General features: G+C 57.7%; 18 protein-coding genes and 1 tRNA gene. 11 read left to right on the forward strand and 8 right to left on the reverse strand.

The annotated features are described in order from the left end of the window. Positions 1-92: 92 nt before the first annotated feature. On the reverse strand, positions 93-914 hold the full coding sequence (locus ACYZTZ_RS06120) for a c-type cytochrome (RefSeq protein WP_056744155.1): 822 nt from the start codon (positions 912-914) through the stop codon (positions 93-95). 596 nt (positions 915-1,510) lie between these two features. On the opposite strand from ACYZTZ_RS06120, the gene ACYZTZ_RS06125 reads away from it, so the two are divergent. The 3 genes from ACYZTZ_RS06125 to ACYZTZ_RS06135 all read left to right on the forward strand — a co-directional run bounded on the left by ACYZTZ_RS06125 (position 1,511) and on the right by ACYZTZ_RS06135 (position 5,714). Continuing rightward, complete coding sequence (locus ACYZTZ_RS06125) at positions 1,511-2,716, forward strand: acetyl-CoA C-acetyltransferase (protein ID WP_461997537.1); 1,206 nt, start codon at positions 1,511-1,513, stop codon at positions 2,714-2,716. A gap of 29 nt (positions 2,717-2,745) precedes the next feature. Further along, the gene (locus ACYZTZ_RS06130) at positions 2,746-4,890 is read left to right on the forward strand and encodes a 3-hydroxyacyl-CoA dehydrogenase NAD-binding domain-containing protein (RefSeq protein WP_461997538.1); all 2,145 of its coding nucleotides are present in this window, start codon (positions 2,746-2,748) and stop codon (positions 4,888-4,890) included. Positions 4,891-4,985: 95 nt separating this feature from the next. Then, positions 4,986-5,714, forward strand: a complete 729-nt coding sequence (locus tag ACYZTZ_RS06135; protein ID WP_461997539.1) for an amidotransferase — start codon at positions 4,986-4,988, stop codon at positions 5,712-5,714. A gap of 77 nt (positions 5,715-5,791) precedes the next feature. On the opposite strand, the gene ACYZTZ_RS06140 is transcribed toward ACYZTZ_RS06135, so the two are convergent. From ACYZTZ_RS06140 to ACYZTZ_RS06160, 5 genes are all read right to left on the reverse strand, one after another. Further along, on the reverse strand, positions 5,792-6,628 hold the full coding sequence (locus tag ACYZTZ_RS06140) for an IS3 family transposase (protein WP_056742309.1): 837 nt from the start codon (positions 6,626-6,628) through the stop codon (positions 5,792-5,794). Then, positions 6,625-6,930: a transposase gene (locus tag ACYZTZ_RS06145; RefSeq protein ID WP_056742306.1), complete on the reverse strand. Its 306-nt coding sequence runs from the start codon at positions 6,928-6,930 to the stop codon at positions 6,625-6,627. Before ACYZTZ_RS06145 ends, ACYZTZ_RS06140 begins: the two co-directional genes overlap by 4 nt. 156 nt (positions 6,931-7,086) lie before the next feature. After that, on the reverse strand, positions 7,087-8,058 hold the full coding sequence (locus ACYZTZ_RS06150) for a magnesium and cobalt transport protein CorA (protein ID WP_056744163.1): 972 nt from the start codon (positions 8,056-8,058) through the stop codon (positions 7,087-7,089). Between the two features lie 162 nt (positions 8,059-8,220). Then, positions 8,221-8,943 carry a 1-acylglycerol-3-phosphate O-acyltransferase gene (locus ACYZTZ_RS06155; RefSeq protein WP_056744165.1) on the reverse strand — a complete coding sequence of 241 codons (723 nt, stop codon included), beginning with the start codon at positions 8,941-8,943 and terminating at the stop codon, positions 8,221-8,223. Between the two features lie 214 nt (positions 8,944-9,157). Next, the gene (locus tag ACYZTZ_RS06160) at positions 9,158-9,847 is read right to left on the reverse strand and encodes a crotonase/enoyl-CoA hydratase family protein (protein ID WP_056744167.1); all 690 of its coding nucleotides are present in this window, start codon (positions 9,845-9,847) and stop codon (positions 9,158-9,160) included. A 307-nt stretch (positions 9,848-10,154) separates the two neighbouring features. Here ACYZTZ_RS06160 and ACYZTZ_RS06165 point away from each other — a divergent pair. The 8 genes from ACYZTZ_RS06165 (at position 10,155) to ACYZTZ_RS06200 (ending at position 14,760) form a co-directional block, all read left to right on the forward strand. Beyond that, positions 10,155-10,244: transfer RNA gene (locus ACYZTZ_RS06165), tRNA-Ser, on the forward strand. Positions 10,245-10,572: 328 nt separating this feature from the next. Then, positions 10,573-10,755: a hypothetical protein gene (locus tag ACYZTZ_RS06170; RefSeq protein WP_274073285.1), complete on the forward strand. Its 183-nt coding sequence runs from the start codon at positions 10,573-10,575 to the stop codon at positions 10,753-10,755. A 41-nt stretch (positions 10,756-10,796) separates the two neighbouring features. Continuing rightward, positions 10,797-12,134, forward strand: a complete 1,338-nt coding sequence (locus tag ACYZTZ_RS06175; protein ID WP_461997540.1) for a serine hydrolase domain-containing protein — start codon at positions 10,797-10,799, stop codon at positions 12,132-12,134. A 34-nt stretch (positions 12,135-12,168) separates the two neighbouring features. After that, the gene (locus ACYZTZ_RS06180; protein WP_461997541.1) at positions 12,169-12,489 is read left to right on the forward strand and encodes a YbjQ family protein; all 321 of its coding nucleotides are present in this window, start codon (positions 12,169-12,171) and stop codon (positions 12,487-12,489) included. 668 nt (positions 12,490-13,157) lie between these two features. Next, positions 13,158-13,529 (forward strand): hypothetical protein, encoded by a 372-nt coding sequence (locus ACYZTZ_RS06185; protein ID WP_033055724.1) that lies wholly within the window; start codon positions 13,158-13,160, stop codon positions 13,527-13,529. A 183-nt stretch (positions 13,530-13,712) separates the two neighbouring features. Continuing rightward, on the forward strand, positions 13,713-14,141 hold the full coding sequence (locus ACYZTZ_RS06190; protein WP_461997542.1) for a glycine zipper domain-containing protein: 429 nt from the start codon (positions 13,713-13,715) through the stop codon (positions 14,139-14,141). A gap of 128 nt (positions 14,142-14,269) precedes the next feature. Continuing rightward, positions 14,270-14,446, forward strand: a complete 177-nt coding sequence (locus tag ACYZTZ_RS06195) for a hypothetical protein (RefSeq protein WP_461997543.1) — start codon at positions 14,270-14,272, stop codon at positions 14,444-14,446. 101 nt (positions 14,447-14,547) lie between these two features. Further along, entirely contained in the window at positions 14,548-14,760 is a 213-nt protein-coding gene (locus ACYZTZ_RS06200; protein WP_461997544.1) for a hypothetical protein, read from the forward strand. A 203-nt stretch (positions 14,761-14,963) separates the two neighbouring features. Here ACYZTZ_RS06200 and ACYZTZ_RS06205 read toward each other — a convergent pair whose 3' ends face one another. Together ACYZTZ_RS06205 and ACYZTZ_RS06210 are read right to left on the reverse strand one after the other, a co-directional pair. Next, positions 14,964-15,362 carry a hypothetical protein gene (locus ACYZTZ_RS06205; protein WP_461997545.1) on the reverse strand — a complete coding sequence of 133 codons (399 nt, stop codon included), beginning with the start codon at positions 15,360-15,362 and terminating at the stop codon, positions 14,964-14,966. A gap of 3 nt (positions 15,363-15,365) precedes the next feature. Next, complete coding sequence (locus tag ACYZTZ_RS06210; protein ID WP_461997546.1) at positions 15,366-20,231, reverse strand: RHS repeat-associated core domain-containing protein; 4,866 nt, start codon at positions 20,229-20,231, stop codon at positions 15,366-15,368. Between the last annotated feature and the right edge of the window lie 196 nt (positions 20,232-20,427).

Here is a 20,427-nt window from a genome sequence, read left to right on the forward strand (position 1 = left end):
CGAGCCTGCTCGCGATAGCGGTGTGTCAGTCGCTGCAGTTCTGACTGAACAGGCGCCATCGCGAGCAGGCTCGCTCCCACAGGGGGGCGGTGTCAGGGCTTAACTTTTCGCCCAGCCATGTGCTTCAAATATCCCACCAACCTCTCCAGATCCCCGTCCGGCAGCACCGTCGCCGAGAACCCGGGCATCTTCGCCTGAGGCCACTGGCGCAAGCTCTGCGGATCACGAATGTAGCGCTTGAGGAAATCCGCGCCGAAGTACTCGGTTGGGTTAAACGGAATATTCAGGTCCGGCCCAAACTGCGCATCCCCGGCGCCGTTCAATCGATGACACGCCAGGCAATTCTTCTGAAACAGCGCAAAGCCCTTGTTCACCGGGTCGTCAGCCTTCAACGCCGGATCGGGCAGCAGGGCAGGGAAGCGCTCGGCCACCGGTGCCATGCGCTTGATGCTCGCCACTTGAAAAGGCCATTGCTCGGGGCTGATGTCGCCCGCCTGCGGATCGGTCCAGACCAGATAGAACGGCCCGGCGCCGGGTTTGCCTTCCGACAGCGGTGGCCACGGCTTAGCGGGTTCTTCAATCGCCAACCATGCGCGCGCACCCTGGGTATTAAGCAATGGCGCAGCCGACAGTTCTGCGGCAAAACCGTCCAGGGCTACCGCCTGTAAATGGTCTTCAGGCTTGATGCCAGTCAACAACGCAGCCACGGGAACAGCGCGATAGCTCATGTCCCGTTTGTAGGAAACGTCGTTGCTGATGGTGATGGTCTGAGCCTGAGGATGCTTGAGCAACTCCTCGGTTTGCCAGGTGCGACTGCTCGCGCCGAGCTCAAGGTTCAGCTGTGCGGCAGACAGAGGCGTGCTGAGCAGCAAGGCCCCGAACAAAATGAGCGTTTTCAAATGATCGCCGTCCATGTCGTGGAAGTGTCCCAAAGGTTGGCACACCCACGCTGGCCCGGGTAGCGAACCCGTCACATTTTTAGAGGGCGATATAAAACCTGGCGCCGTATTTTTTATTGACCGACTAGCCGATCACCTTGGTCAGGTTCGGCAAAATCAACAACAGCGTAGTGGCGAAAAGAATGAGCCCGGCTTGACGTACTTTCGATTGTTTGAACATGGCTTGACCGCCTTTATTGTTATTTCCTGATGCCTGCCTGCATTTCTCCATGACGGCAGAGCGTTGCACTTCCTGTTTGACGAGCGCCTCGGCAAAACCCGACGACAACTTCGTACAAGTTCACCTTAGAGCCCACGTCACGCTTGGTTTAGATCCATTTCGTATGGACTTCACATAAATTGCTCTTAAAAAGACATGAGGCCTAATGCCAGCTTCTTGGGCGCCCGTTTGCTAGACAGCTTGGTGTCCTGAATCGGTTAATTCGGTGGTTGCCTACCGTCCGTCTGAGCGTGACCGTCAACATCAGTGAGCACTGCGGTCATTGAATCCGGGGCCGCTCGGCCTAAGGTGGGGACTCTGCATTTACTCCCCGCTCAGGTTCGAGAACGTCATGACCCAAGCTTTTATTTTCGACGCATTACGCACGCCCCGCGGCAAAGGCAAGGCCAATGGCGCCTTGCACAGCGTCAAACCGGTGAACCTGGTGGCCGGGCTGCTCACGGCGCTGCAACAGCGCACGTCTCTCGATACCAGTCAGGTCGACGACGTGGTACTGGGCTGCGTGACGCCCATCGGCGACCAAGGTTCCGACATCGCCAAAACCGCGACCCAGGTGGCGGATTGGGACGTCAGCGTGGCGGGTTTGCAGATCAACCGCTTCTGCGCCTCGGGGTTGGAGGCGGTGAACCTCGGCGCGATGAAAGTGCGTTCCGGCTTCGAAGACCTGGTGGTGGTCGGCGGTGTCGAGTCCATGTCCCGTGTGCCGATGGGCAGCGATGGCGGCGCCTGGGCACAGGACCCGGAAACCAGTTTTCACAGCCATTTCGCCCCTCAAGGCGTGGGCGCTGACCTGATTGCCACGATTGAAGGCTTCAGCCGTCAGGACGTCGATGCCTATGCGCTGCACTCCCAGCAAAAGGCTGCGCGGGCAAGGGCCGACGGTTCGTTCAACAAATCGCTGGTGCCGGTGCAGGACCAGAACGGCATCATCTTGCTCGATCACGATGAATTCATTCGCGCCGGATCGACCATGGAAGGCTTGGGCCAGCTCAAGCCGAGCTTCGAAATGATCGGGCAAATGGGCTTTGATGCCACCGCACTTCGGGTCTTCAGCCATGTTGAGCGGATCAACCACGTGCACACGGCGGGTAACAGTTCCGGGATCGTCGATGGCGCGGCGCTGATGCTGATCGGCTCCGAAGCCAAGGGCCGAACACTGGGTTTACAACCGCGGGCGCGAATCGTCGCCACCGCCGTCACCAGCACCGACCCGACCATCATGCTCACCGGCCCCGCGCCGGCCACCCGCAAGGCTCTGGCCAAAGCCGGGTTGCGGGTTGAAGACATCGACTTGTTCGAAGTCAACGAAGCGTTCGCCTCGGTGGTGTTGAAATTCATTAAGGACATGGCGATCGACCCGGACAAGGTCAACGTCAACGGCGGCTCCATCGCCATGGGCCACCCGCTGGGCGCCACCGGCTGCGCGATCCTCGGCACGCTGCTCGATGAACTGGAAACCCGGCACCTGCGCTATGGCCTCGCGACGTTGTGTGTCGGCGGCGGCATGGGCATTGCCACCATCATCGAACGCCTCTGAGCCCCGACCGACTTCAAGGAAACCCTTTCATGACCGAAGCCATCCGTTACGAAAAAGGTCAGGACCAGATCGTCGTCCTGACCATCGACATGCCGGGCCAGAGCGCCAACACCATGAACGCGGTGTACCGCGAAGCCATGGCCGCCTGTGTTGCCAGACTCGTTGCCGACAAAGACACCATCGCCGGCGTGATCATCACCTCGGCCAAGAAAACCTTCTTCGCCGGCGGCGACCTCAATGAACTGATCAAGGTCGGCAAACCCGAAGCCAAAGCCTTTTACGACATGGTGCTGACGCTCAAAGGGCAGCTGCGCACCCTGGAAACCCTCGGCAAACCGGTGGTCGCCGCGATCAACGGCGCCGCGTTGGGTGGCGGTTGGGAAATTTGCCTGGCGTGCCATCACCGGGTGGCGCTGGACGATTCTTCGGTGCAACTCGGCTTGCCGGAAGTGACCCTCGGCCTGCTGCCGGGCGGCGGCGGGGTGGTGCGCATGGTGCGGATGCTCGGTATTGAAAAAGCCTTGCCCTATCTGCTCGAAGGCAAAAAAGTCCGGCCGCAGCAGGCGTTGCGGGCAGGTTTGATTGATGAGTTGGCGGCGGATCGTGATGAACTGCTGGCCAAGGCGCGCGCCTGGATTATCGCCCATCCTTCAGCTGTGCAGCGCTGGGACGTGAAGGGTTACCAGATTCCCGGTGGTACGCCGTCGAACCCGAAAGTCGCGCAAATGCTGGCCATCACGCCGTCGATCCTGCGCAGCAAAACCCAGGGCTGCCTGCCCGCGCCAGAGAAAATCCTCTGCGCTGCGGTAGAAGGTGCTCAGGTGGATTTCGACACCGCGCACCTGATCGAAACCCGTTACTTCACCGAATTGACCACCGGCCAGGTGTCGAAAAACCTGATTGGCACGTTCTGGTTCCAGCTCAACGAAATCAATGCCGGCAGCTCGCGGCCCCAGGGCTTTGCGCCCTACGTGACGCGTCGGGTGGGCGTGCTGGGCGCAGGCATGATGGGCGCCGGGATCACCTTTGTCAGCGCGTCAGCCGGCATCGACGTGGTGCTCAAGGACGTCAACCTTGCGGCCGCGCAGAAGGGCAAGGCTCATTCGGCGGCGCTGCTGGACAAGAAGGTTGCGCGTGGCCAATTGAGTGCCGATCAGCGCGAAGCAACGCTGGCGCGAATTCACCCCACTGAAAGCGATGCCGACCTGGCCGGTTGTGATCTGATCATTGAAGCGGTATTTGAAGATCGCGATCTGAAAGCCAAGGTCTCTTCGGCGGCGCAAAAAGTCGTTGGCCCGGATGCGGTGATTGCTTCCAACACGTCGACCTTGCCGATCAGCGGCCTCGCGGCCGCCGTGCCGGATCAGAGCAAGTTCATCGGTCTGCATTTCTTCAGCCCCGTGGAGAAAATGCCCTTGGTGGAAATCATCAAAGGCGTCCACACCAGCGACGAAACCCTGGCTCGCGGGTTCGATTTCGTCCTGCAAATCAAGAAAACCCCGATTGTGGTCAACGACAGTCGCGGTTTCTTCACCTCGCGGGTGTTCGGCACGTTCACCAACGAAGGCATCGCCATGCTGGGCGAAGGCGTGAGCGCGCCGATGATCGAGACCGAAGCGCGCAAGGCCGGCATGCCGATCGGACCTCTGGCGATCTCCGACGAAGTTTCCCTCAGCCTGATGAGCCATATCCGCCAGCAAACCGCCAAAGACCTGCAAGCAGAAGGGAAACCGCTGATTGAGCACCCGGCGTTCGCCGTGATTGACTTGCTGCTCTACGAATACAAGCGTCCGGGCAAGGCTGCGGGTGGTGGTTTCTACGATTATCCGGCCCGTGGGCAGAAGCATCTGTGGCCAGAGCTGAAAAGCCGTTTCGAGAAGGCTGACGGGCAGATTTCGCCGAAGGACGTACGTGATCGGCTGCTGTTCGTGCAAGCCATCGAAACCGTGCGCTGTGTGGAGGAGGGTGTGTTGACCTCGACGGCGGACGCCAACGTCGGCTCGATCTTCGGCATCGGCTTCGCCGCCTGGACCGGCGGCGCGCTGCAGTTCATCAACCAGTACGGCGTGAAAGATTTCGTCGCCCGCGCCCAGTACCTGGCGGAGCAGTATGGCGAGCGATTCGCACCTCCTGCGCTATTGCTGGAGAAAGCGGCTAAAGGGGAGGCGTTCTAGGGGACGGATGACGCATTCCGGGGCTTGCCTTGCCACTGTGTTTCAAGGCAGGCTCAGGGGTGTGCATTATTCCCATCAAGTGTCAGGTATTTTTTATGTCGTTACGCATCTGCATTCTGGAAACCGACATCCTGCGTCCGGAACTGGTCGATCAATATCAGGGTTACGGGCAGATGTTCCAGCGTCTGTTTTCGCAGCAACCCATCGCTGCCGAGTTCACCGTGTACAACGTGATGCAGGGCGAGTATCCCAGCGATGAGCTGACGTTCGATGCCTACCTGGTCACCGGCAGCAAGGCCGACTCCTTCGGCACCGAACCGTGGATTGAAACCCTCAGGGCTTATCTGCTGACCCGCTACGAGCGCGGCGACAAACTGCTGGGCGTGTGCTTCGGCCATCAACTGTTGGCGCTGCTGCTGGGTGGCAAGAGCGAACGTGCGACCCAAGGCTGGGGCGTCGGCACCCACAAGTACAAACTCGCCGCCAAGGCGCCGTGGATGAGCCCGGTGAGGGAAGAGCTGACCTTGTTGATCAGCCATCAGGACCAGGTCACCGCGCTCCCGGAAAACGCCACGGTCATTGCTTCCAGCGATTTCTGCCCGTTTGCCGCGTACCACATCAACGATCAGGTGCTGTGCTTCCAGGGGCATCCGGAATTCATTCACGATTACTCGCGCGCGTTGCTGGATATTCGTCAGGAAGCGCTGGGTGAGCAGATTTATTCGAAAGGTATGGCGAGCCTTGAGCACGAGCATCATGGCGCTACCGTTGCGGAGTGGATGATGCGGTTTGTGGCGCACAAACCAGAAGCCGGGGCGGTTTAAAGCGAAAAGCTTCGCGGGCAAGTCGGATCGCCGCACCGCTGAACTGGTCAAGCAAATCCGGACACCGGTTACGGTGTTTATGCCGCTTTTTGCTCCATAGCTATTGGCGACAGGTAGTTGTTGTAGCTGTGGAGCCTAGTGCGGTTGTAGTACATGAAGAAGCGAACCATGTCGGTTTGTGCTTCTTCGGTGCTGCCGTAGCCTTTGCGAGGTACCCATTCCGACTTCAGCGTTCCGAAAAACCTCTCCGTCGGTGCGTTGTCCCAACATTGCCCACGATGGCTCATGCTCTGCAATATGCCATATCGCTCCAACTCCCCTTGAAACTTGCGGCTCGTGTATTGGCAGCCCTGATCAGAATGGAACATCAGCCCTGGCGCACCTTGTCGAAGGTCTGCTGCCATGCGCAGTGCTTTGCTGACCAAGTTGGCATCATTGATCAGGGAAAACGCCCAGCCAATGACACGCCGCGCAAACAAGTCGATCACGATTGCCAGGTGGCACCAGCGTTTTCCCACTAAAAGACTGGTTACATCGCCACACCAGACCTGGTTGATGGCCGCCGGCCTGAAGTTACGTTCGAGTCGATTAGGCGCAACAAAGGCTTCGACCCCCTTGGATCTGAATGGATGCGGTCGGCGCTGTTTGCTGACAATGTTGGCTTCCTTCATCAGCGACGCAGCGAGGCTTCTTCCTACTGGAAAATGCTCGGCCTTCAGGCGTTTGGAGATCATTCTGGAGCCCATACTTTCGCGGCTCTCAGCGTGTAGGTTGACCACCTGAGCCATAAGCTCTTCACGCCTGATTTTGGGGCGGGAGCGCCGCTGAATCCATTCATAGAAGCTACTGCGCTTGACGTTGAAAACACGACACAGCGTGGCGGTCGGATACGACGCTCTCAGCTCCGCGATCATCGAAAACGAGCGGGATCCGACATCAAGAGCGCGGTAGCCTTTTTTAAGATCTCGGCCTCCAACTCCATTTGCTTGATTTTGGCCTTCAGCTCCTGAATCTGACGCTGATCTTCGGTAATCGCTTTGGTTCCTTTTACCGGCTGGCCTTCGCGCTCCTTACGAACCTGTTCGACCCACCGCCGCAAAGCGGTAGGCCCAATGTCCAACGACGCGCAGACGTCTGGAACGGGACAATCATCATCAAGTACCATGCTGGCAGCACGCAGTTTGAACTCGCGCGAATAGACCTTTCTTTCGTTCATGGAGCCTCCAAGTTGGCGAAATCATATTGCCCTTAAGAGGTGTCCGGAATTATTAGGCCAGTTCACGCTCGCTCCTACAGGTCACCGTAATCCTGTAGGAGCGAGCGGTGCGGCGATCCGACTTGCCCGCGAATGTCACAGGCGCCTCGGTAATGGCTACAACCACCCCGATTTCTTGAAACTCGCCCACAAACTTACGCACCCCACCGCAATAACCCCCAACACCCCGAAATAACCGTAATGCCAACTCAACTCCGGCATGTCCTGAAAGTTCATCCCGTATATCCCGGCCACCGCCGTCGGGAACGCCAGAATCGCCGCCCACGCCGCGAACTTGCGCTGCACCACGCTTTGGCGTGACGCCTCCAGCAACACCCCAACCTCAATGGTCTGGCTGGCAATGTCCGCCAGGGTCGTCAGGTCTTCCATCTGCCGTGTCACATGGATCTGCACGTCGCGAAAATACGGGCGCATGTTCTTGTCGATAAACGGGAAACTCAGCTTCTGCAATTCCTCACCGATCTCCACCATCGGCGCCGCAAACCGGCGCAAGCGCAGTACATCGCGGCGCAGGCTGTGGAGTTTTTGAATGTCGCGCTCGTTCAGGGAGCTACACATGACGCTGCTTTCCAACTCATCGATCTCGGCATGGATCGCTTCACCCATGGGCTGGTAGTTTTCAATCACGAAATCGAGGATGGCATAGAGTACGAAATCTTCCCCGTGCTCCAGCAACAGCGGACGCGCCTCACAACGCTGTCGGACATGGGCGTAGGACGCCGAGTGACCATTGCGTGCGGTAATGATGTAGCCCTTGCCGGCAAAGATATGAGTCTCGATGAACTCCAGTTTTCCTTCATTCCGGATCGGCGAATACGTGACGATGAACAGCGCGTCGCCGAAGGTTTCCAGTTTCGGTCGACTGTGTTTTTCCAGGGCGTCTTCAATTGCCAGTTCGTGCAGGTTGAACTGGCGTTGCAGATTGAACAACTCCTGGGCGTTCGGCTCTTCGAGGCCGATCCAGACAAAGTGGCCGGGCTTTGCCGCCCAGGCAGCGCCTTCATCGAGGGTGATATTGGTGACTTTCTTACCAGCGCTATAAACCGCAGCAGCAACAACTCTACCCATGATAGTGATTCACTTCTTATTGGCAGCTTTCTATTAGCAAAGATGGCAGTGGCAGGCAGTCACCAGCTTAGCCCTGTCTACTGCTTGAGAGTCAGTGAAATCTGCGGAGTTCGTCGGCAAAAACTCGCAGGCAAAAGAAAACCCGCACAAGGCGGGTTTCTTTTACGCGGCTTGCAGTTGCCGATCCATCGAAGCGATGCACTCGCGCATCTGCTCGCGGCACTGGGCAATCAGCAGCGGCATGTCATCCAGGCTCAATCCAGCCGTAGGAATCGCCGGTAACGAGCGGATCAGAATCTTCCCACTGCGCCAGCGGTTCAATCGCATGTGTTTAACGTAACTGCTGACACACACCGGAACAATTGGCACGCCGGCGGCAATGGCCATTTGAAAGGCACCTTTCTTGAACGGCAGCAACTCTTCGCCCAGGTTGCGCGTGCCTTCCGGGAAGACCCAGATCGACGTGTCTTCATTCTGCAGCGTGTGGGTAGTGGTCAGCATCGACTGGCGCGCTTTCTGCGCATTGCCGCGATCGATCAGCACATTGCCCGCTAGCCAGAACAACTGACCAAACAGCGGCACCCACTTCAGACTCTTTTTGCCGATACACACGGTGCGGCGGGGCACCACGTTGCCGAACACAAACAGATCGTAGTTGGACTGGTGGTTGGCGATGATCACGCAGCTGTCGGGTTTATCCATCAGCGGTCCGACGTCGGCCTTCACCCGCAGACGCAAAATGCACATCGCCGGCCATGCATAAAGACGCGCGCACAATCGGCTGTTGTCCGGATTGAACGGTCGGCACAGGCCGAGAATCACCCCAAGCACACCGGCCAGAATAAAGTGTAGGCCCATCAATAACATACGAAACACAAACAGCATTTACAGGCCCCACCGGGACAAAAGGTGGCGCAGTGTACGGATGTGCACTGTTTTCGGCAATTGCCGCTATAGAGGTGGGAGATAGGCGATGTTTGAGCGCATGTTTCCGACTTATGGGTCAGACGCGATCTAGAGCGGTTGTAGGCTTTTCAACGGGGCGCGTAAGAAAAAGCCCGACACGACGGTCGGGCTTTTCGGTGTGGCACGTTTGGGTTTAAACCAAAAAATCCTGATCCTCGATGATCGCGTTGTCCAGCCTCTCCAGCAGCGCCTTGCGCACTTTGAGCTTGGTGTTCTTGTGAGCGATCATGTTGATCTTCTTCAACTGACGAGCCGCCGCCAGCGCCGCGCCTTGCAGCTCTTCGGCCGACACCACCAGGTCGAAGAACCCGGCATCCACGGCGCTTTGTGGATTAAACATCTCAGCGTTGATCACCGAACGGTGGAACGCTGACTTGCGCAGACGATCACGGGCCAGCTCGATTCCGGCGTGGTGCATGGTCATGCCGATCTGCACTTCGTTCAAGCCAATGGTGAACGGGCCGTCGACACCAATGCGGTAATCCACCGACAACAGCAGGAACGCGCCCTTGGCCACCGCATGCCCAGGGCACGCGACGATCACCGGGAACGGGTGCGCCAACAGGCGACGGGCCAGGGTCGAACCGGCAGTCACCAGCGCCACGGCTTCTTTAGGGCCGGAGGTCATCACCTTCAAGTCATAACCGCCCGACAGCATCCCGGGCGTACCGGTAATGATCACCACCGCACGATCAGTCACCGCCTGATCCAGCGCGGCGTTAAACGCAGCAATCACGTCCGGAGAGATGGCATTGACCTTGCCATTGCTCAAGGTCAGGGTCGCGATACCGTCTTCGAGATGGTAGGAAATCAACTCACTCATGACGCTATTCCTTTCAATAAAGTAGGGCAGACGTTACCCACCGCCGCAGGCCAGGTAAAGCGCCGTGACTGACCGCCCAGTCACCCTTTCCCCGCCCGGCAAGCGTCGCCCGCCACACCCGCCGCGCATTCCCCTCTATATAGAAGCAGGCGCGAAGCCGGAGATTGGCAGGTTTGCCATGGCCCGGAACCTGCTCGAACGACTAAAACGCTAAGCGCATGAAAATTCTGCAAAAAAAGTTTGCCATCGGAAAAGCTTTCGACTACATTAGCGCGCCTCGACAGACAGAACTTGTTTGAAGAGATACGGTGAAGTGTCCGAGTGGCTTAAGGAGCACGCCTGGAAAGTGTGTATACAAGAAATTGTATCGAGAGTTCGAATCTCTCCTTCACCGCCACATTCGATGTAACCAAAACCCCTGATTTCGAAAGAAGTCAGGGGTTTTGTGGTTTCTGGCGTCTGGATTTTGTGGATGGCAATGTTATTGATCCACGCTCATCGGCGAAGGCGTTTCCGAAACTCATGTAGGACGGGTGATAGGCATGTGGGAAGTAATGCTGGAAAGCCAGGTAGCTGGGTGCTTTCATAGGTTTCGGCACCTGACACGAGCCGTTTCGTGAGGGGTATTCGCTATGCGCCTTTAGGGGGCAAAATGAATCAACGGCAAGGCACATGACGCGGCCTATTATCTGGAAGGACGAACGCACGTTATGCAGGAATTCACCATGAAACAGGCCGAACTGGAAAAGGTTCACGTGGAGATCGTCAAGCTGATGGCTGAGCAGCGCAAGCTGAACGCCGAGGCCGGGAAGATGACCCGTGAGACTTTTTGGTATCCGGTGGCTGTAGCGACTGGGTTGATTGGCACGGTGGCCACTGTCACCGCAGTGTTGGTCAAGCTGCTCTAACCTGTTGGGCTGCCCAAAACCCCTCGAATGGAATCGACACTATGTCTCACCCTCGCGCCGCTTCCCGCCGCATCGCTATTTCCCTCTCCGCCGTGTTGATAAGTACCGTCCCCTTATTCGCCACCGCATCTACAACCAAGACTTTCCCCGATGCCATAGCCAGCGACCCCGCAAAACTAGGCTGGATGGTCGGCTCGCCACCCCCTGCAGATCGCACCGTGCGTTTCGAAGATGGCAGCTATTTCCAGTTCCCGGCGATGCGCTGGAGTGTTTCGAACTTCCGTCAACTGATGCCAACGATCAACGTTTCACGGGGGCTCGGTGCGCCGGTTCCATTGGTTTCTGCGCTGCGCAAAGACATCGATGCGATCAGTTTCGTCCCGCTGGGCGCGAAGGCTCCGATGACCTGGGATCAATCCCTCGCGGCCACCTACACCGACGGGATTGTGGTGATGCATCGCGGGAAAGTTGTCTACGAGCGTTATTTTGGCGTGCTGAAGCCTGAAGGCCAGCACGCGGCAATGTCGGTGACCAAGTCCGTGGTCGGCACATTGGGGGCGATGTTGGTGGCAGAAGGGCGAATCGATGCGAACAAGCACGTCGCCGAATACGTCCCCGAACTGGCGGCTTCGGCGTTTGGCAGCGCCACGGTGCGCCAGGTCCTCGATATGACGACCGGCCTCAAATACAGCGAGGACTACGCCGACCCGAACGCCGAGGTCTGGGCTCATGCAAAAGCTGGCAGCCCTCTGCCCAAGCCAAAGGACTACAGCGGTCCGCGAAGTTACTACGAGTTTTTGCAGACGGTTCAACCGCAAGGCGAACACGGCAGCGCGTTCGGCTACAAGACCGTCAATACCGATGTACTGGGCTGGATCATCGCTCGAGCGACCGGTCGCAACGTCGCACAGTTGTTGTCGGAGCGGATCTGGAGCCGTTTGGGGGCTGAGCAGGACGCCTATTTCACGGTGGATTCCATCGGCACCCCATTTGCCGGCGGCGGCTTGAACACCGGTTTGCGTGACTTGGCACGATTTGGCGAGATGTTGCGTAATGACGGTCAGTTCAACGGTCAGCAAATCGTGCCCCAAGCGGTGGTCGACGACATGCGTCGCGGCGGTGACAAGCAGGCATTCGTCCAAGCGGGGTACGATTTGTTGAAGGGGTGGAGTTACCGTTCGATGTGGTGGGTGACCAACAAAGAGGGCGGAGCCTTCATGGCGCGCGGGGTCCATGGGCAACGCATTTATGTCGACCCGAAGGCCGAGATGGTGATTGTTCGCTACGCCTCCCATCCGGTCGCCAGTAACTCGGCTAATGATCCGGTCACCTTGCCGGCGTTTGATGCGTTGGCTCAACATCTGTCCAGGTTGCCTTGAGTCATTACCCCCGGACCATGAAGAAGGAAATTTAATGATCACCACCACAACCCACACCATCGAAGGCCGACCAATCACCGCCTATCTGGACATCGTCAGTGCCGAGTCGGTGCAGGGTGTCAACGTTATCCGCGATATGTTCGCCGGGATGCGGGATTTTTTCGGTGGGCGCTCTCAGACATTGGAGCGGGCGTTGAAGGAGGCACGGATTCAGGCAACCGACGAGTTGAAGGAGCGTGCGCAGGCACTTCAGGCTGATGCGGTGGTGGGGCTTGATTATGAGATCAGCATGCCAGCCGGGAAGGGCGGGATGGTGGTGGTGTTCGTGACCGGGACGGCGGTCAAGTTGAGGTGATTGAGTCACGAGGCCGTTCGTCGGGGACGCAATAATCCGAACTACAAGTCCGGTAATGACTGACTAGTCTCAAAAGCGTTGAAGGTCGACATTTTTCAGGCAAATAGGGCTTGCCGGTGTCGACCCTTTTTTGAGAGGGGAAAGGTATGGCTGATTCGTATATCGAAGACGACGGATCTGAGTTTCCGATCAACAATTGCGTGCAGTGTGGTCAAGCAGAGTATATGCCGGGCTTTGGTGAAAACCGGGTTCAGGTCGCCAAATTGAAATCCAAGGTGCCCCGATCCGAAAAGGCGAATTTCTTGCCCAAGAGGATGCCGTCTTCCAGGAAGTAACCGTCAACTGGACAGCCCCCCCGCCATTGAGCGGGGTTTTCATTTTCACAAGGTCGGTTGTTGGGATTTGGACTACAGATACACAGCCCGTTGTTAGCGAATTCTTTCACAAACTTTTCACACCCGCCTACGTAGGCTCAACTCATCCGTTAGAAAGCAGTACCTGGCCCGTTCCCCAGCGGGCTTTTTTTTGCCTGTCATAAAACCTTTTCTAAAAACGCTGTCCAACCGTCGCCTATTGCGAGGTTGTACCCGTGCGTGTCTGGACTTTTTCTCCTCTAAAGCATTCAATCTCGCCCCTTTCGGTTACCCCCTTTTTTTGAGGTTCTTGTCATGCGTTTAACACTGCCTGCTTTGGTTCTGGGGCTTTTGGTTGCTCAAGGTGCGATGGCTGCGGGTGATGGTACTGCCGCCATCGGTGGTGGTTTGGGTGGCGCGCTGGGTAATGTGGTCGGCCAGAGCATGGGCGGCAGCACCGGTGCAGCGATTGGTGCTGGTGTTGCGGGCGCGGCCGGCAGTGCTGTTGCAGCACGCAAAGGCAGCCGCACTAAAGCCGCCATTGGTGGTGGTGTCGGCGCGGCCGGCGGTTCGATCATCGGCAACAGCCTGGGCGGCAGGACCGGTTCCACCATCGGCGCAGGCTTGGGCGGCGCATTGGGCGGCGGCGTGGGCAGCAACCTGGCCAAAGGTCACAAGCGTCACTGATCCTGATCGATCAGCTCAATAAGCCCGGCTTGATGCCGGGCTTTTTGTATCTGGATATTTCTTCTTCGCGCTCTTCGAACTTACAGTTGTCCAACGATCAACGCTGGCGTGATGAAAAAGCTAGACTGTCGCCATCCGTAACGCGTTCTCTTACCCCCGATACGGAATTTAGAGGTACATATCATGCGTTTGACATTGTCCACGTTGGTTCTGGGACTTTTGGTCGCTCAAGGTGCAATGGCCGCCGGTGACGGCACCGCTGCCGTTGGCGGTGGTATTGGCGGTGCGCTAGGTAACGTGGTCGGCCGGCAAATGGGCGGCAGCACGGGTGCCGCGATTGGCGCCGGTGTAGGCGGCGCGGCAGGTAGCGCGGTCGGCGCGAACAAAGGCAGTCGCACAGAAGCGGCTATTGGTGGTGGCCTGGGGTCGGCCGGTGGCTCGGTGATCGGCAATAGCCTCGGTGGTGCTACCGGTTCGACCATTGGCGCAGGCCTGGGCGGCGCGGCGGGTGGGGCGGTGGGCAACAACTTGGGTAACGATAGCGGCAGTTCGCACTCCGGTAGCGGCCACAATCATAAGCATAATAATAAGCACAAGAACAAACATCACTGATTCGTCATTGAGTCACAGCAGAAACCCGGCCCAGCGCCGGGTTTTTCGTTTCTGGTAGTAGGACTCTGGAACGTTTGGTCGTGCGACGCCTCGAACTTCATACACCCCAGAACGTTGTGAGGCATGCCATGACTCCTGAAACCGAAGGCAAAGAAGAAAAAGGCCCGAGCGGGCTTCCGTTCATTAACGATCCAGGAAACGAAGACCCTGGCTCACTGATGGATGATGCAACGGTGCCGCTCAATGATTCCGATGATGCGGGCGATGTCGGAAATATCGAGTTCGAAGACGAGGACGAAGATTGACCCTGGCGGACTTGACCGATCGTCTCTCTGATCGAACGCAATGCAGGGCGCAATCCTCGAAACTTCAGGGCCTGCTTTTCAGGCTCCACGAGAGGTGCCTTATGAACGCTGATCCGAAAGACGCCGACATCGACGATACCCCCGAATATCCGTTGCCTTCACCGACCGATTCCCTGCGTCGTGATCAACGTCCGCCTGATGACGACACCGCTGTAGAGCAGTTGCCGTCTGATGAAGTGAAGCGCGGGGATGTGGAAGCTCACCCTGACGACCCGGACATCGCCGGTGACGACGGCTCAAACGAACCGAGCTGAACATACGCTGTGGCTCAGCGCCGCTCGTCGATTGTGCGGCACCTTTGAAAAGCGATGGCTGCCAGAAATCAGGTACGCACCTTTTAAAGGACCACTGAGGGTGGGAATGGTGGTGATACAAGCCCGGAGACAGGAAGCGGGGCGATGAGTGGTGGAGGTTCGTTCTAACTGGGCTTTTTCCAGATACGGTATCTTTACCCTAGTTATTCGTCGGAGATATCAGTCTCAACCCATCGCATGAAAAACTCTTCCTGAACCTCAGGTTCGTTTGTCAGATTGTTTTCCTCGTAATCAAAGATACTTACTAAATCACTTCTTAATGCTTGTTTTCCCAGCGTCAGTTCATATGCCTTTACGCCTAACGACATCTGTGAGGACATACTAGAGGGGTGTACGTTTATTTTTGCTCCTTTACACAAAAAAGTTACGTCACGGTGGTCTTCCCTGACATGACCCAGGCATTTGTAAAAATCGTCGCCAGCGTATGAATTTCGATAACCATCTTCCATAACAAAAGTGATGCTTAGATTTTCGGAGTCACAGAGAAGCTCAGCGGATTGACGCTTGCCATTTTTGATTATCAAAATCTTTACGCTGTCCACGTTCTATTTCCTGTTCGGATTTAAGGTGGTGTGACCAGATGGGCGGCCATTAGCACCAATAGGGGTTACGCCTAAAATATCTTCTCTTTTGACTCCGCCTTGAATTGCTAACTCTCGCTCGCTACCAAACTTATATTTTTTCCCAAGCTCCGAAGTCAGATCTCGCCCAGGGATCATCCGTATGGTGTACAAAAAACCGCTTCTCATGTTGAATTTTGTCGCGAAATCGATTCCAACCTCTCGAACTGGGGTAGTGCTTACAAAATTGCTCGGGGGCTTGTTGCTATCTAGGGAATGGAGCAGCAAGTCATTGCTGTCGCCCTTGGTTTTAAATCCTTGTTCAAATATCTCATCTGGGTGACGACCGTCTCCACGATATAAATACAACTCCTCTGGATATGACGGGAGTTGAGCTTCCCCCTCATCAACCCCAACCTTCCCCGCCGGATCCTCATCCCCAAACGACGGCCGCTTACACCCATCCCCACCCGGACATTCACTCAACCCCAGCGGATCAACCCACCCTGTCGGGTTCCGCGTGTACTGATACCCGTTTAACCCACCCGCCAACTTGCTCGGATCCGGCGTCAGATACCGTCCAACATCCGGATTGTAGTAGCGATGCCGGTTGTAATGCAGGCCCGTTTCCGCGTCGAAATACTGCCCCTGAAACCTCAACGGCTGATCAAGCACCTGATGGGTGTCGCGGTTGAGGCGAGTCAGGCGGCCATAGGCTGTGTATCGGGCGGCCCAGATGATCTCGCCGCTGTAGTCGGTGAGTTCTTGCGGTGTGCCGAGGTGGTCAAGTTGGTAGTAGAACGGGCAGGCCTGGTGTGGGCCTTTGCCGTCGAGCATGGCCAGGGGGCGGAAGCTGTCCGGTTCGTAGACGTAGCTGCGGTAGTGCTCGCAGCTGCTTTCGGCGATGAGATGGTCGCCCTGCCAGAAGAACTCGGTGGTGTTGCCGTCGACGGTTTTGCTGATGCGGCGGCCGAAGGCGTCGTAGCGGTAGGTCGCCTGGTTGCCGTTGGGCAGAGTGGCGCCGATCAGCCGATGTTGGCAGTCGTAGCGGTACTCGGTGATCAGTTTTTGCCCGGTGCCACGGCGCTCGCGGATCAGGTTGCCAAAGGCGTCGTAGTCGTAATGGCGGTCGCCTTGCATGAGCAGGCGATTGCCTTTGACGGTGGTCGGGCCAGGACGATCCTGCATCAGCAGGTTGCCCGCCGGGTCGTGGGCGAAGCTTTCCGGTTGTTGATCGCGGGAATGTCGGACGCGGATCAGGCGGTCGAGTGGATCGTATTGGTAGCTGCGTTGGCCGTGTCGCGTGTCGGCAATGTAGTCGAGGTTGCCGTTGGCGCTGTAGGCATAGTCGCGGCGATACAGCGGTTGGAGGTGTTGGCTGACAGCGTGGGCTTTCAGACGGCTCTGGTCGTCATACTGATACTCGCTGAGCAACAGGCCTTGTTGGCGGTTTAGTTCGCGACCGGCGAAGAAGGTATGCGACGTCAGTCGGGTGCCGTTGAGGTCGATAGCCGTCAGCGCACCGCCCTTGGCGTGGTGGTAGTCGAGTTTGCTGTTGTCCGGCAGGCGCAGGCGATTCAGCTGACCGCAGGCGTCGTAGCCATAACGCAAGGTGCCCCAACCTTGGTGTTCGCTGATCAGCCGGTCCTGCTGGTCGTATTCGAACTCCAGCGGGTGATCGTGGCCGTCGTCGACACTGACCAACCGGCCGAGGCTGTCGTAGCGGTATTTAACCTTGATGCCGTCGGGCAGGGTTTTGACCAGTAGACGTCCGGCCGAATCCCGCTGATAAGCCGTCACCAGCTGCGATCCGTCCTCGCCGAACTCGGTTTTCTCCAGCAGATGGCCGTTGAGGTCGTAGGCGTACGCCGTGCGTTGGCCGTCGAATCCGGTTTCCTGTCGGATCAAGCCATTGGGCGTGTAGTCCAGCTGATATTTTTCGCCGGACTCGTTTTCGATCTCGGTGAGCAACAACTGGGCGTTGTCGTAGCGGTACTTCAGCTGGGTGCCGTCGGAATTGAGGCGGCGGCTGACCAGGTGCAAATCGTCGATGTATTCGTAGCGGGTGACGCGGCCCAGTTCATCGCGTTCGGCGGTGATCTTGCCGTAGGCGTTGTAGCTGAACGCGCGGCTGACGCCTGTGGGAAGCGTCGTCTGGATCAGTCGTCCAACGGCATCCCATTGGTACTGGGTAACGGCACCGTGTTCGTCCTGGCGGGTAATCTGCCGCCCCAGCGCGTCGTAGGAAAACCGCCGCACACCACCATCCGGCAGCGTTTCCTCAACCAACTGCCCCAAGCCATTCCAGACGAAGACATGCCGACTGTTGTCCGGATAGCGGATCGACAGCAGCTGCCCTTTTTCGTCGTAGTAATAGTGGCTGACATGGCCGTCAGGGTCGGTCGATTCGGTGATGTCGCCTTGCGCATTGCGCTGATATTTCCAGACGGCTTTGCCGCGAAACCGTGCGTGCAGGAAACCGTTGCGATACTCGTAGGCCGTCGGTTCGTCTTCCGGCGGAATCAGCGCGATAAGCCGTCCGACCTCGTCGTAACGGTATTCGGTGACGGCGCCGAGCGGATCCTGCTCGGCAATCAACCGCCCCTGGTCGTCGTAGGCCTTGAGGTGTTCGCCACCATCCAGCTCGACCTTGCGCACCAGTCGCGCCCTGTCGTCATGGACGTAAACCTCTTCGCTACCGTCGGCGTTTTTAACCAGCACACTGCCGTTGTCATCCCAGACGTAACGCGTGTCCATCTGCGAAAAAGTCGCCCAATGCCGCACGCACCGGGCCGCTTTGCCGGCACGCTCCCACTCCCAGTAGAAACTCGCCCCACCGGCCAACTGCCGCTGCAGAATGACGTGCTGATCGTCGTAGTCGTAGCGTTCGCTTTCGCCGGCGGCATTGGTCGCTTCGATCAAGCGATGACGAGCGTCATAGCGGTAGGCAACCAGTGTGTGCTCGGTACGCCAGGCGTCTTCCAGGGTGTCGGTCGGATGAAAACGCTGATACTCGACGGCGACGATGTGCCGGCGCTCATAGCGCAACAGAAGGGAACGGCCTGTGCCGTTATTGAGGCGTTTGATCCTGTCAGAAGTGTCCCGCTGCACTGTCAGTCGATTGCCATAGGCATCGCTGATGGCCGTCAGACGTCCTGCACGAAAGTGGAAAAACCGCGCTTTTTCGCCAGCCAGGGCGAGGATCAGTTCTTCTGGCTCGTCACCTAGATAAATAGCCGCCCGCGACAGGCTGTTGTGAATCGTCGGGCGCTCGATATTCGGTAGTGGAAAAGTCGTACGACGGTTTTCGTGGTCGATCCAGATGACGGTGTCGCCATCGATTTCCAGGTGATGAGCGAGGGAGTGACTCCAGCCGAATCCGAGCCCGCAATCGATCTCCACCGCACTGGTGCGATAGAGCCGGGTGAAGTCGAACGGCAAAATCCCGTCCAGTGAACCGTCGGTCAGCGTGAGCAGTTCCTCGCCGGTGACCATCGATACCGGACAGCCATTGGTACAGGTCAACGGTCCGCAATCGGCGCTGTCACCGTTGGGGTTTTTTGCTTGATCCGGGGCATCGTCGCGATGTTCCAGCCTGCCAATCCTGGTCATGGCTTCAGACTTGTCGCGAGCAATGGCCACCGGATTCTTCACCAACAAAACCGGCGCAACTCCCGCGGTGATTTGCAGCGACACGGCGGGCGCAGGTTTGATCGGTGCATTCCGGGCATTGACCATCAGCGGTTTGAGCGCGCCAGCGTGGGCTGTCAGGTCGGACCTGGCGGTGAGCTCAGCCAATCGCAAACTGGCGGCCGCCAGCCATTGCCGGGTCTGCGGGGACTTGATCCCGGACAACAACTTCTCACTCAGACGCAACTCCAGTCCCGCAGGACCGGTAAGGCACATGAGCAGGAAACTAATCAATATCTCCGTACGAATTTCCGCCACGACCTCGGCGAGGTACTGCGGCGGCAGCATCCTCAGCCAACTGGTGAACGCCGCGAGATGAATGAACATCAACGGCTCGTCGCTCAGCATCAGCAACACCTTGGCGATGGACTCCGCCGAGGCGTTCAACAGCGTTTCAAGCTCGGATCGGGTCAGGTATTCAAGGAGTTGTTCGCTGTTGGCCTGCAGGTCCGCGATCAGGGCGTAAATCTGTTTCACGTCATCCCACAAACCGTTCAGCGAGTTCTCGAAGCCGCGCCAATCGGCCTGTTGCAGCATGCCGTAGCGTTTGATGAAACCGGCCTGGGAGAACCCGGCCCACGCGGGTTCGAACTCGGTCGTCCACTCGTTGCGCAACCAACCTTCCAACTCGCCGATGACGCCCTGATAGGAGGCGTAAAGTGCTTTGACGTGATCAGCGGATACATCGGGAAAGAAGGTGATGCGATAACGCTGGCCGCGCTGGCAATCGGGGATTTCCAGAATGCCGCTGGGGCCGATCTCGTTGTAGATCGGCTCGCCAAACGTCTGTTCACCCGCCACGTCGGAAAGCAAAGGTTCAAGCATCACCGGCGTATTGCCGATCGGCACGAAACGCGCAGCCTCAAACATATGCACAAGGGTCAACGGACCGCTGGCCTGGCACGCGGCGACAGTCGCACTGACAGGCGTGGTCGAATGCTTCGGCGCGCTTAGACGGACTTCATTGCCGACCTTGAATACTTGCTCGACATCCAGGGCCTTGCCGGTCCAGAAGCTTTCCGCCCAGGCGTCGTAGTCGTTCAGGCACAGTCGAAAATCACCCAGCAGCGCTTCGACATTCGGCTGCTCAGGGTCCATGGCGGCGACCACCAGTAGCCCGATGGTGTTGTTCAAGGCCAGGAGGTTGTCAGGTATGAACATTCGCAGTCCCTCGCGCGGATCAATTCAGAGCGCGAGACTTTGCGGGGGATCGGCGGGGAAAGAAGTCGGGAAAGTAAGTGTTTGGTGTAGGGGAAATCGCTAAATGACGAACAGCACTTCGGCGCAGGTTTTAGTACCGCTCAGGCATTGCCCGTTGCCCTATGCCAGTCACGGTCGCTATGCTGCTGAATCCTTT

Source organism: Pseudomonas sp. LB3P58 (assembly GCF_054897895.1).